A 13,662-nucleotide genomic window follows, 5' to 3' on the forward strand; every position below is an offset into this window, starting at 1 on the left:
ACAAAATTAGCTCCAGAAGGTGCACAAGCGAAAGTTGACGAAGCAAAAGAAAAAATCGTTTCTGGAGAATTCGATGTATTCACAGGTCCAATCAAGGATCAAGCAGGTGCAGTAAAAGTCAAAGAAGGACAAAAATTAACAGACGAAGAGATGCTTACTATGACCTGGTTTGTAGAAGGTGTAGTAGGAAATATACCAGAACAATAGTTCTACGTTGTAAGAGATAGGTTCTATATAAAACAGTTCTAAGATGTAAGTTCTAAGTTGTATGTAAAAACAAAATGGTCATCAAGGTGACAAAATGCTTAGAACGTACAACATAGAACGAGGAACTAATATGTGGAACTAAAATAGGGAGTCGAACATCTTGTCATGCAAGATTCTTCGGCTTCTATTTGTTTGATTAAGGTGGTTTGTCGTAGGTTGCGGGCTTGAAGCTCCTTATAGCCGCTACAAACCTCGCCAACCTTGACAGGGGTAATACCACAATGCTAGTGACTAACGATTAATGGCTAGCGATTAAAGCGCCGAAGGTGCTTAATTCAGAGGTGAATAAATGACAGAGAAAATCGTTTCAATGAAAAATATATCTAAAACTTTTGGAAGTGTTAAAGCGTTAAGTAATGTAAACCTTGATCTATACAAAGGAGAGGTTCACTCTCTATTAGGTGAAAATGGTGCAGGAAAGAGTACTCTAATGAATATTCTATCGGGAATCTATGTGCCTGATGAAGGATCCCTAAGTATTAGAGGAAAAAAAGTGAGACTTCGTTCCCCAAAAGACTCTATTGATTTGGGCATTGGCATGATTCACCAACACTTTAAGTTAGTAGATGTCTTAACGGCTAAAGAAAACATTGTTGCAGGCTATAACAAAGGGGTCTTTGTCAAAGGTAAGGAGTTAACGGAAAAGATTAAAGCAACTTCCGTAAAATACGGCTTAGAAATAGATCCAGATAAAAAAGTGTACAATATGTCTGTGGCAGAAAAACAAAGAGTTGAAATCCTCAAAGTCCTTTACCGTGGTGCGGATGTTCTCATACTAGATGAGCCCACAGCAGTACTGACGCCACAAGAGACAGAAGGTTTATTTGATATTATACGCAATATGGCCAAAGAAGGATGTGCCGTAGTTATTATAACTCATAAATTAAACGAGGTAATGGAAATCAGCGATAAAGTGACCATTCTCAGAAAAGGTCAATCTATAAAGACTCTCATCAAAAATGAGACAAATGTCAATGAACTGACGGAAGAAATGGTAGGAGAAGCTATTGATTTGTCCATTAAGAGGGTTCCCTTGGGCTCTAGAAAAAAAGTCATGGAAATCAAAAACATGACTGTATTACATGGAGATCGGACAAAGGCAGTCGACAATATTAACTTTGACCTGTACAGTGGAGAAATCCTCGGTGTAGCGGGAATTGCAGGTAGCGGCCAAAAGGAACTTTGTGATGCTTTAGCAGGTCTAGAAAAGATTCATTCTGGTGATGTCTTATACCAAGGCGAAAGCATTCGCGGTAAAAAACCTGGGGATATTATTAAAATGGGAATTACTATGAGTTTTGTTCCAGAGGATCGATTGGGAATGGGTCTCGTAGCATCGATGGATATTGTAGATAATGTCTTACTTAAAGAATACCAAAAGTACCATGGAGTTATGCTCCACAAAAAAACCTCTAAAGAAAAGGCCATGACTATTGTAGAACAGTTAAATGTATCGACACCAGGTATTAATAATTATCCTGTTCGAATGCTGTCTGGTGGAAATATTCAAAAGATCCTTCTTGGAAGGGAAATTGCAGCAGATCCAAGCGTTATGATTACAGCCTATCCATCTAGGGGGCTTGACATTGCCTCGTCTATGTTGGTTTACGATCTCTTAAACAAACAAAAGCAAAAAGATGTTGCCGTCCTCTATATAGGAGAAGATTTAGATGTGTTAATGCAACTGAGCGACCGAATTTTAGTCTTGTATAATGGCATGATTACAGGTATTGTAGATGCAAAGGCTACAACGAGAGAGCAATTAGGTTTATTGATGTCAGGTGTTGTGGAGGAAACAGATGAGAATAGCCAAAAGAGATGAATTAACAGGAAATAAAGCCACATATGTTCGAATTATTGCCATTCTTGCTGCCTTACTATTTAGCGGAATTTTTTTACTCATTACAGGAGAAAATCCGCTTGAAATATATATTTCCATGATAGACGGCGCATTGGGAAGTGGGTATAGATTGACGGAAACCATCAATATAGCCATTCCTCTCTTGGTCGCTTCTCTTGGTATGATGATGGCCTACAAAATGAAATTTTGGAATATTGGAGCTGAAGGTCAAATTTTTATGGGTGCATTTGGCGCTACTTTCTTTGCCCTTTACTTTAATACACTGCCAAGACCATTGCTTTTAATTTTAATGGCAATTGGTGCAATGGTTATGGGTGGCATTTGGCTTCTTATCCCCGCTTATTTTAAAGGGAAATTTGGCACAAATGAGACTTTGTTTACCCTTATGATGAACTATGTAGCAATTAAATGGGTTACATACCTTCAATATAGCATGTGGAAAGACCCTAACTCAATGGGTTTTCCAAGAATCGCAAACTTTGAGGAAAACGCTTTATTACCAAAATTATTTGGTGTTCATATAGGTTGGCTTATAGCCTTAGTATTAGTAGTTTTTGTCTATATTTATATGACGAGAACAAAAACAGGGTATGAGTTAGCCGTTATCGGCGAAAGTGAAAATACGGCAAGATATGCAGGTATTAGTATTAAGAGCACTATGTTTAAAACCATGCTCATTGGCGGAGGCATTGTAGGCTTGACAGGAATGATACAAGTGTCGGGAATCAGCGGTACATTGTCTGTTGAGCTAACAGGCGGTATGGGTTATACGGCTGTTATTACTACTTGGCTTTCTGGCTTAAATGCACCTGCTGCTGCAGTAGTTTGTTTTCTCTTTGCTTTGTTAGAACAAGGGGGATCTTATATACAAACAGCTTTTCAAATTTCAGCATCTGTAGCCCAAATACTTCAATCCATCATCTTGTTTTTTGTGCTGGGTAGCGAGTTTTTTATTAGATATAAATTTGTTCGAGACAAAAAAATAAAGGAGGTTCTTAAATGATATCCTTCTTACATGCAACGGTGCAAGCAGGTACTGCTTTATTACTAGCCACATTAGGGGAGATTATTACACAAAAGGTAGGGCACTTAAACTTAGGTGTTGAAGGCATGATGCTAATGGGAGCGGTTATGGGCTTTATGGTTGGCTTTAATACAGCAAACCCTATTATGGCCATTCTTACAGCTGCTATAGCAGGTGCTACAGGTGCACTTATATACGCTTTTCTCACGGTTACCCTTAAAGCAAATCAAGAGGTAACTGGCTTGACCCTAACTACCTTTGGAGCTGGCTTTGCCACTTTTGTAGGCGATAAGTTAGTAGGTTTTAAATTACCTGGAGAAATCAATCACTTCTTTAGGCAAATATCCTTACCTGTATTGGCAGATATTCCTGTAATAGGTGAGATGTTTTTCAATCAAAATATTTATGTATATATGAGCTATGCCATCGTAGTATTGCTTGGTATATTACTTTATAAAACCAATATTGGCTTAAATTTAAGAATGATTGGAGAAAATGCAGGTGCAGCAGATGCAAGTGGCATCAATGTATTAAAGTATAAATATGGCTTTATCATGTTAGGTGGAGCACTCTGCGGTCTAGGTGGAGGTTATTTATCTTTAGTATATGTTCCCGTTTGGCAAGAAGGAATCACTGCAGGTATGGGGTGGATAGCAGTAGCTTTGGTTATTTTCTCTCTTTGGAACCCTTACCGAGCAATAGGAGGAGCTTATTTCTTTGGAGGACTAAGCATAATCGGCTTTAGACTTCAGAAGTACAGTCTGCCCATATCTATTTATTTCTTAGATATGTTGCCTTATCTTGCGACGATTGTAGTGCTTATCTTTATGTCTTTAAAGAAAAGCAAAGAAAACAAACCACCAAATGAACTTAGCCGGGCGTATTTTAGAGAGGAAAGGTAAAAAAAGGTGGTCAGGTGGTCGGCAAAGACCCAACTCGCCCAAGGCGAACAAGGTTTTTCCGATCAACCTTTCAACTGTTGTTAAAACAGACTATGGTTCAAAAGCTATGTGTATTTTCAGAAAATTCTTTTAATCATATCAATTTTTTGATACAATAATAAGAATAATAATTTTTCCCATAACTAAAAGGAGGTCTTGTATGAAAAGGTTTAATAAGGTTCTTATTGCTAATAGAGGCGAAATCGCTATTCGTATTATACGAGCTTGTAAGGAGCTTGGTATAACAACTGTTGCTATATACGCAGAGGAAGATAAGCTATCTTTGTTTAGAAGAAAAGCGGATGAGGCGTATTTAATAGAAGATCACAGAGGACCAGTAGATGCTTATCTTAATATGGATAAAATCATCTCTCTTGCCAAAAAGAAAAATGTAGACGCTATTCATCCTGGTTACGGGTTTTTAGCTGAAAATCCAGTATTTGCTCGTAAATGTGAAAAAGAAGGCATTACATTTATTGGACCTACTTATCAAATGATGGAGCAATTGGGAGATAAAATCCAATCAAAAATCGTAGCGCATAAAGTAGGTGTTCCAACGATTCCTGGTGTAGAAAAGCCAATCACTTCTGATGAAGATGCTCTAGAATTTGCTAAAATTGCAGGCTATCCTGTTATGTTAAAAGCAGCTGCAGGTGGTGGCGGACGTGGAATGAGAATCGTTGAAAACGATAAAACCTTGTTGAAAGATTTTAAATCTGCTCAAAATGAAGCGCTCAAGGCCTTCGGCAATGGAGATATTTTCATTGAAAAATACATCCAACAGCCAAAGCATATAGAAGTTCAAATATTGGGCGATAATTACGGCAATGCAGTGCACCTGTATGAAAGGGACTGCTCTATTCAGAGAAGGCATCAAAAAATTATCGAATTTACACCTTCTCTAAGTATTACAGAAGAGCAAAGACAAGCGATTTGTGAGGATGCTCTCAAAATTGCTCGATCTGTAGACTATAGAAACGCAGGTACAGTTGAGTTTTTAGTAGATAAAAATGGCAATCATTTCTTTATTGAGATGAACCCTAGAATTCAAGTGGAACATACTGTTACAGAAATGGTTACAGATATTGATATCGTTCAAACGCAGATTTTAATTGCTCAAGGACTGCGATTAGATTCTAAAGAAATTGGCATTACTAGCCAAGATGATGTAGCGGTCAGTGGCGCAGCTATTCAGTGTAGAATAACTACAGAAGATCCACAAAACAACTTTATGCCAGACACAGGTAAATTAGAAGTCTATCGTACAGGTGGTGGCTATGGTTTACGATTAGACTCAGGAAATGGATTTACTGGTGCGTATATCTCACCTTACTATGATTCGCTACTGGTAAAAATGACTGCCTTTGCAAAAGATTTTGAAAAAGCTAGAACAAAAGCTGTTCGAGGGCTAAAGGAAATTGAAATCGAAGGAGTAAAAACCAATAAAGATTTCTTGATAAATGTATTAGAACATCCTACATTTATCAATGGAAACTGTGATACAAACTTCATTGACCAAAATCCTGAATTATTTAAGTTGAGATTTAGAGGCAATGAAGAAAAAAGATTGTTAAACTTCTTAGGAGAAAAGGTCGTAAACGAGACAACAGGAAACAAAGCAGATTTCGACCTACCTATTGTACCAAAAGCAGATTGTACTGAAATGCTATACGGGACAAAACAGATTTTAGATGAAAAAGGACCGCAAGGTATTGTAGATTACATTAAAGCTCAAGACAAACTTCTTATTTGCGATACGACTATGAGAGACGCTCATCAATCTTTATTAGCCACTAGAGTAAGAAGTAGAGATATGATTAAAATTGCCCGTGCTACATCTGTCTTAGCAAAAGATTTATTCTCTATCGAAATGTGGGGAGGAGCAACTTTTGATGTTTGCTACCGTTATTTAAGGGAATCTCCATGGAAGAGATTAGAAGAAATCAGAGAGAGAATTCCAAACATCATGTTGCAGATGCTCTTTAGGGGATCCAATGCAGTAGGGTATAAAAATTACCCTGATAATGTGCTAAAATCATTTATCAAACAATCTGCAAACGCTGGCATCGACATATTTAGAATTTTTGATTCTTTAAATTGGATGGAAGCTATGAAGGTGCCAATCGAAGAAGTTCTAAAGCAAAATAAAGTAGCTGAAGTAGCCATGTGCTATACAGGCGATATTTTAAATAACAAAAGGACAAAATACAATCTAGATTACTATGTAAAGATGGCAAAAGAAATTGAAAAGACAGGAGCTCATATCTTGGCGATTAAAGATATGTCAGCCTTGTTAAAACCAGCAGCTGCGTATAAGCTCATTACAACATTAAAAGAAGAAGTGAATATCCCAATTAGACTTCATACTCACGATACTACAGGAAATGGTGTGGCTACCGCATTAATGGCATCCATAGCAGGGGTAGACATTGTAGACACTGCATTAAATGGTGTGAGTGGTTTGACAAGCCAACCAGCCTTAAATTCTGTAGTAGCAGCATTAGAAAATACGCCACGAGATACGGGTATGGATATTGCTAAGTTACAACAACTGTCTGATTACTGGTCTTCTGTAAGAGAAGTGTATACAGAATTTGAATCTGGTCTAAAATCAGGTAGCGTAGAGATTTACAAATACGAAATTCCTGGTGGACAATATTCTAATCTAAAAGCTCAGGTAGAAAGTTTTGGTTTAGGCCATAAGTTTTTAGACGTTAAAGAGAAATACCTCGAAGCCAATGAATTGTTTGGCGATATTGTAAAAGTGACACCGTCTTCTAAGGTTGTTGGGGACATGGCGATATTTATGGTGCAAAATGATCTTGACAAAGAAAATATACTGGAAAGGGGCAAAAATTTATCCTTCCCTGATTCCGTAATGGACTTCTATAGAGGTATGATTGGTCAACCAGAAGGCGGTTTTGATCCTGAATTGCAGAAAATGGTATTAAAAGGAGAAGAACCAATCACTGTAAGACCAGGAACATTATTAGAAGATGTAGACTTTGAAGAGATTAAGAAACAATACAAAGATACTTATAAATTAGAACTAAGCGATAAAGATGCCATATCTGTTGCCCTTTATCCAAAGGTATTTAAAGAATATGTAGAGTATTTTGCACAATATGATGAGTATATGAGAATGGAAAGTCATGTGTTCTTCTATGGTTTAAAAGAAGGAGAAGCTGCTCAAATCGAAGTGGATACTGGAAAAAGCTATATGGTAAAATTAGTATCAGTAGGTAAAACAGACGAAATGGGTAGAAGACCAGTAGTATTTGAAGTAGATGGATTTAGAAGAGATATCTTCATCGAAGACAAAAAATCCTTAAGTGCCATTAACAAGAAAAGCACCCAGATGGCAGAAAAAGGTAATGCTTTGCAAATCGGTTCAAGCATACCTGGTACGGTAGTAGACGTATTGGTTAAAGTAGGCGATAAAGTAGAAGTAAATCAACCACTAGCCATTATTGAAGCCATGAAGATGGAAACAGAAGTAGTAACGACAACAGCTGGTGTAGTAGATGATATTCTCATCGCAACAGGTCAAAGTGTTCAGTCTGGAGAATTGCTTATTACGCTTAAATAGGTTGAACCGTTGGTTCGTTGGTCAGTTGGGCGAAAAAACCTCGCTGGCCTTCGGCAAGTTGTGCCCTTGCCAACCACTTTGCCACATAAACAACAAAACCACCCCATTAATGGGTGGTTTTGTTGTTTATGTAGTCATTTCGTAAAAAAAATATAACATTATGTTAATACCCATGTTCTTACAAGTAAAATGGTGTATAATATTTACTATGTTGTAGTAAAGGTAGGTATTTAAATGTCTCAGATCTCTAATATTTTTGATAATCTCTTAATACTAGTAAGACCATCAAGCGTTATTGATATTATAATAGTCGCTTTTGTCGCGTATAAAATTATTCGTTGGATTCAGTTTACTCAAGCTGCACAAGTTGCAAAAGGTATTCTTTTTTTATTGCTTGCAACTCAAATGAGTGATTGGTTTGAACTCTATACTGTAAATTTTTTGCTTAGAAGTATTATGACTGTAGGGTTTATTGCCATTATTATTGTATTCCAACCAGAGCTTAGAAGGGCTTTGGAACAGATAGGACGAACTAGTTTCTGGAAAAGTAGGTTTACTGTAGACAACAAAGAGACGGAAAGAGCTATAGGGGAGATCATTGAAGCGATTGGAGAAATGTCAAATACCAAGACAGGGGCGCTAATCATCTTAGAGAAAGAAACCGGTTTAGACGATATTATCCTGACGGGAACCAAATTAGATTCTATAGTCTCGAGCGAGTTGATTCAAAATATTTTTACGCCGAATACCCCTCTTCACGATGGAGCCGTAATAATACGAATGAGTGAAAATAAATTAAAGGCGGCTTCTTGTTTGCTGCCTTTAACCGAAAATAAAAACGTAAATAGGACCCTCGGAACGAGACATCGAGCCGCATTAGGGATGTCGGAAAATTCAGATGCCATTGTGCTAGTTGTCTCTGAAGAATCTGGTGTAATTTCCTATGCCAGCAAAGGTAGATTATATCGTTATTTAGATATTAAGAGCATGAAAGAATTCTTAAAAGAAGAGTTTAATCCTAAGGAAGAATCGCCGAAGAAATTTAAATTTTGGGGGAATAATGATGAACAAGAGTGAACCTAAAATAGCCATTATAATATCCCTAGGAATTGCCATTGTGTTATGGTTTTATGTAATGGGAGAAGTGGATCCGAATGTAACGCAACGATTTAGCAATATACCTGTTCGCATAGAAAATAGGAATAGTTTAGAAGAAAAAGGTTTGATATTATCGGCAGACCAAGAGTATACTGTGGACATTAGCGTATATGGTCGCACCACCAGCTTGTATAATCTTCGAAAAGATATTGAGGCATCTATTGATGTGTCCAATATTGATGAGAAGGGTGAATACAGTTTGGAAGCAAACATTCATGGTTTGCCTGATGTAGTTCAATTAAAAAATATTTATCCTGAAAAGATTACATTAGAAGTAGACCAGCTAGGAGAAAAAAGACAAGAAGTAGAAATCAATATTGAGGGAAATCCACAAAGAGACTTAGTTGTCATGTCGCATTCAGCATCTCCTAGAAGTGTAGCTCTCTATGGACCAGAGGAAATACTTAAAAAGGTTTCAAAAGTAGTAGGTGTCATAAATGTAGAAGGAGCGGACAGTAATATAAGTCAAAGTGTTCCAATACAAGCAGTAGACTCTAATGGAAAAGTAATCGAGGGCGTGAACATAAGCACCTCTCGTTGCAATGTAGATATACAGATTGGTAAAACAAAAAAGGTAAAAATCGAGCCCGATTTTAAAGGAGAACCTAATGAAAAGTACATAATTACTAATATTACTGTGAATCCTAAGGAAGTAACACTAGGGGCAAAAGACAATCGATTAGGAAATATAGAGAAGGTCCTTACAGAAGAAATCAATATAGAAGGAATTCAATCCAGTGTCGAAAGAGTAGTAAAACTTCAATTACCCGAAGGTACGAACACTGTAGGTAATGGGACCACAGAAGTAAAGGTAAATATTACAGTAGAAGAAAAAGTAATGAAAGATTATCAAATCAAGACGCTAAAAGTAATCAATCAACCAGAAGGTATGGACATCATTGAGCCTAAAGAAGTAAATATCAGTATGAGATTAGAAGGTAAAAGCACAGATATAGAAAAATTAAATGTAGAAAACATTGTACTTTATATTGATTTAAAAGAAATGCTAGAGGGGGAGAACACAGTTAAAATCCAAATGGAACCCCTCGAAAGAATTACCATAAAGACCATGACACCAAATAATATGATGGTTACTGCGGTGAAAAGAGCCACAGCTAATGAAGAAGTAGCAGAAGAATAGATAAGGTTGGATTGGATCCTACATGCTAGCAAAAACAAAAGCCACCTTTGGTGGCTTTATTGTTTTTGCTTACCACCTTACTATCTTGAAAGAAAGGAATAACCCATGAACTATCAACTATCAAATATCAAGATTCCGATCCAAGAGATGACGGACGATCTTTTACAATACGTCTCAAATAAACTCCACCTTAAATCGGATAAGATATCTAATTTTAAAATTCTTAGCAAATCTATTGACGCTCGCAAAAGTCGACAAGGCGAATTATCTTTTATATATACTATTGAGCTCAACTATCCTAAGAATTTGACTAAAATAAAATCGAAATGGCAAATAAGTAAAATTGACGAAAAAACGATAGATTCATTAATCTACAAGGTAGACAAGAAGACCTTCCATAAGCCTCCAATAGTAGTGGGATTTGGTCCAGCGGGAATATTTGCAGCTTTAAAACTAGCGCAATCGGGCGCCAATCCTATTGTCTTAGAGAGAGGACAAGATGTAACTACCAGAAAAGAGGATATCGACTCTTTTTGGAAGAATGGAAATATTCAAGCGAATAGCAATGTTCAATTTGGTGAGGGAGGGGCAGGTAGTTTTTCGGATGGAAAATTAACTACTAGAGTAAAGGACCCTTTAAATAGAGAAATTTTGCAATGCTTTGTGGACCATGGTGCCCCAAAAGAAATTTTATACCTTCATAAACCTCATGTAGGGACAGATATACTGAGAAATGTAATCAAAAACATTCGTCGAGAGATTATTTCATTAGGAGGACAAGTTCTATTTAACGCCTGTATGACAGACATTATTGTAGAAGAAGAAAGAATAGTTGGCGTAGAAGTCAATAGTAGGGATCATTATGAAACAGAACATCTTATTTTAGCAATAGGGCATAGTGCAAGAGATACTTATGAACTCATTAATAAGAAGAAGGTAAATCTTGAAGCAAAAGGCTTTGCCATTGGCCTAAGGATAGAACATCCACAGAGCTTAATCAATAAAGCACAATATGGAGAACATTGGCAAAGCCCTTATTTAAAAGCTGCAGATTATCAACTCACCTATCGAGATGAGCAAACAGGTAGAGGTGTCTATAGTTTTTGTATGTGTCCTGGAGGCTTCGTAATAGCTTCTTCTTCAGAGGTGGGAGGGGTGGTCACGAATGGAATGAGTTATTATTCTCGTGGGGAAGAAAATGCCAATAGTGCTATTGTAGTTAATATTAGCCCTTCAGATTTTAATCACGATCCTATAGAGGGGATAGCGTTTCAAAGAAAACATGAAAGACTAGCTTTTGAACTAGGAGGAAAAAACTATAATGCACCAATTCAATTAGTAGGAGATTTTTTAGAGGATAAAGAGTCTATAGCCATTGGAGATGTAAAACCTACTTATACACCAGGTGTAACGCCTACTAACGTAGCCTTAGCTTTGCCCCACTATGTGTCAAGCTCGATTAGGCATGCACTGCCACACTTTAATCAAAAGCTAAAAGGCTTTAGCACCTACGATGCCATACTAACAGGAGTAGAAACAAGAACTTCATCACCTCTAAGAATTGTAAGAGACAAAACAACAAGAGAATCCCTAAACATCAAAGGTCTCTACCCAATAGGTGAAGGCGCCGGCTACGCTGGAGGCATTATGAGTGCAGCGCTAGATGGATTAAAGTGCGCATACCACCTTATTCCTATTGCTTGATTTTCCCAATTAGGATATAATAAAATAATATTTAATCAGGAGATGAGGATCGTGGAAATTACAGTAACAAGAACAAATTCACCAAAAATAAAACCTGATGAGAGTAGTTTGGTTTTTGGTCATGAATTTACAGACCATATGTTTGTTATGGATTATAAAGAAGGACAGGGTTGGTATGACCCTCGCATTGTGCCCTATGGACCCTTGACTTTAGATCCATCAACTATGGTATTCCATTACGGACAAGAGACATTTGAAGGGTTAAAAGCATACAAAGCAGAAGATGGTACCATTCAATTATTTAGACCAAAAGATAATATAAGGAGAATGAATCAGTCTAATGATAGACTTTGTATTCCTGCTATAGATGAAGATTTTTTCTTAGAAGCAATAAAGGCAGTAGTAAAAATAGACGAAGATTGGATTCCAACAAGTCCAGGAACATCATTATACATTAGACCATTTGTTATCGCTACAGATCCGTTTATAGGCGTAAAACCATCATCGACATATATGTTGATGATTATCTTAAGTCCTGTAGGTTCTTACTATAAAGAAGGATTAAATCCTACAAAAATTTATGTAGAAGACAAATACGTAAGGGCAGTACCAGGTGGCACCGGATATGCTAAAACGGGTGCAAATTATGCGGCGAGTCTTAAGGCACAAGTAGAAGCGCATGAAAAAGGTTACTCCCAAGTATTGTGGTTAGATGGCATTGAAAGAAAATACATTGAGGAAGTTGGAACAAGTAACGCCTTCTTTAAAGTAGACGGCAAAGTCTATACAGCTCCATTACAGGGCAGCATATTAGGTGGAATTACTAGAAATACCTCAATGGAGTTGTTAAAGAGCTGGGGAGTAGAAGTAATAGAAGAGTCCTTTACCATTGATGATGTTATAAGATGGCATCAAGAAGGAAAGCTTGAAGAAGCATTTGCAACAGGAACAGCAGCCGTCATTTCTCCAATTGGCATATTGGGTTGGAAAGGTAACGATATACAGATCAACAATCAAGAGATTGGGGAAATATCCCAAAAACTATACGACACCATCACTGCAATCCAAAATGGAAAAGAAAAAGATTCATTTGACTGGATTGTAAAAATGTAAAGGTAGAATTAAATTTATAGTGTAACATCAAAAAAGGACTCCGATGGAGTCCTTTTTTGATGTTATCCTTACAAAAACTGTCACACTTCTCATACACTCTTGCATATAATAATTATATTTTAAAAACGATGGAGGTGTATAGGATTATGACAAAATACTATATTATGATGACGGGTGAAGCTGATAAAAAATGGGGACTTTTAGATAGCAGTTCAAATGAAGTGATAAAAACTTTTCATAATAAAGAGAAGGCAATACAGTACGTGAATCAATTATGTAGCTTGGAAAATGCATGCTCTATTGTAATAAACGATCAAACAACTCATCAATATTACTCTGAAGATTCGGATTCGATGACCAATACATAAAAATAGGTGGTCAGGTGGTCAGTAAAGATGCGCCGTACATCGCATATTTGCTGACCACCTGCATGGATCCATGAATAAAAACCATCTAACTAGGTCAATAATACTACCAAAGAATTTTGGAGGGTTTATGATTGGATAAAGTAGAAAAAAGTAAAAAGACTATAATCGATAAAAAAATGATAAATCAATACGTACAGGTCATTAAAATGAAGATCCAAGCGTTTAAACACAAAAGACAAGCAGAGAAAGAAAGAATACAAATCAAAAATCAAAACAAATACTTCGTTGCCTTAATTGAAAAGGCCAAGCTCGAGTTAGAGCAGTCAAAAAACTTTTTCGCTAATGTAACGGACCCAGACTTAGTAGACTATGCTGCACATAAGATTCTCGCCAATCAATATTTTTATAATTATCTATTAAAGAAAGCCAAAAAAGAAAAGAGGTGGATTATATAATTAAGTTAGCCACCATTATACAAAAAAACGCCACGTGAATT

Annotated in this window: 10 protein-coding genes and 1 pseudogene; all 11 read left to right on the forward strand. The window is 36.8% G+C overall.

The window, feature by feature from the left end; genetic code table 11:
• Positions 1–207 (forward strand): annotated as a pseudogene (locus Q7P22_RS01080) (BMP family ABC transporter substrate-binding protein); the annotation flags it as partial.
• A gap of 349 nt (positions 208–556) precedes the next feature.
• Positions 557–2,089: an ABC transporter ATP-binding protein gene (locus Q7P22_RS01085; RefSeq protein WP_303859703.1), complete on the forward strand. Its 1,533-nt coding sequence runs from the start codon at positions 557–559 to the stop codon at positions 2,087–2,089.
• The gene (locus Q7P22_RS01090) at positions 2,067–3,131 is read left to right on the forward strand and encodes an ABC transporter permease (protein ID WP_303859705.1); all 1,065 of its coding nucleotides are present in this window, start codon (positions 2,067–2,069) and stop codon (positions 3,129–3,131) included. The genes Q7P22_RS01085 and Q7P22_RS01090 overlap by 23 nt, the downstream gene beginning before the upstream one ends.
• Positions 3,128–4,054 carry an ABC transporter permease gene (locus Q7P22_RS01095; RefSeq protein WP_303859707.1) on the forward strand — a complete coding sequence of 309 codons (927 nt, stop codon included), beginning with the start codon at positions 3,128–3,130 and terminating at the stop codon, positions 4,052–4,054. The genes Q7P22_RS01090 and Q7P22_RS01095 overlap by 4 nt, the downstream gene beginning before the upstream one ends.
• A gap of 199 nt (positions 4,055–4,253) precedes the next feature.
• Positions 4,254–7,682: a pyruvate carboxylase gene (locus tag Q7P22_RS01100; RefSeq protein ID WP_303859709.1), complete on the forward strand. Its 3,429-nt coding sequence runs from the start codon at positions 4,254–4,256 to the stop codon at positions 7,680–7,682.
• A 234-nt stretch (positions 7,683–7,916) separates the two neighbouring features.
• Positions 7,917–8,759: a diadenylate cyclase CdaA gene (gene cdaA, locus Q7P22_RS01105; RefSeq protein WP_303859711.1), complete on the forward strand. Its 843-nt coding sequence runs from the start codon at positions 7,917–7,919 to the stop codon at positions 8,757–8,759.
• Positions 8,746–9,981: a YbbR-like domain-containing protein gene (locus tag Q7P22_RS01110; RefSeq protein WP_303859713.1), complete on the forward strand. Its 1,236-nt coding sequence runs from the start codon at positions 8,746–8,748 to the stop codon at positions 9,979–9,981. The genes cdaA and Q7P22_RS01110 overlap by 14 nt, the downstream gene beginning before the upstream one ends.
• A 105-nt stretch (positions 9,982–10,086) precedes the next feature.
• A complete protein-coding gene (locus tag Q7P22_RS01115) occupies positions 10,087–11,685 on the forward strand; it encodes an NAD(P)/FAD-dependent oxidoreductase (RefSeq protein ID WP_303859715.1) in 1,599 nt (532 codons plus the stop codon).
• 42 nt (positions 11,686–11,727) lie between these two features.
• Positions 11,728–12,798 (forward strand): branched-chain amino acid aminotransferase, encoded by a 1,071-nt coding sequence (locus Q7P22_RS01120; RefSeq protein WP_303859716.1) that lies wholly within the window; start codon positions 11,728–11,730, stop codon positions 12,796–12,798.
• A gap of 146 nt (positions 12,799–12,944) precedes the next feature.
• Positions 12,945–13,166, forward strand: coding sequence for a hypothetical protein (locus tag Q7P22_RS01125; protein WP_303859718.1), 222 nt, complete (start codon positions 12,945–12,947; stop codon positions 13,164–13,166).
• Positions 13,167–13,297: 131 nt separating this feature from the next.
• Positions 13,298–13,621 carry a DUF2508 family protein gene (locus tag Q7P22_RS01130; RefSeq protein WP_303859720.1) on the forward strand — a complete coding sequence of 108 codons (324 nt, stop codon included), beginning with the start codon at positions 13,298–13,300 and terminating at the stop codon, positions 13,619–13,621.
• Positions 13,622–13,662 lie beyond the last annotated feature (41 nt).

The organism is Alkalibaculum bacchi (assembly GCF_937875145.1).
GTDB classification, from domain to species: Bacteria; Bacillota; Clostridia; order Eubacteriales; family Alkalibacteraceae; genus Alkalibaculum; species Alkalibaculum bacchi_A.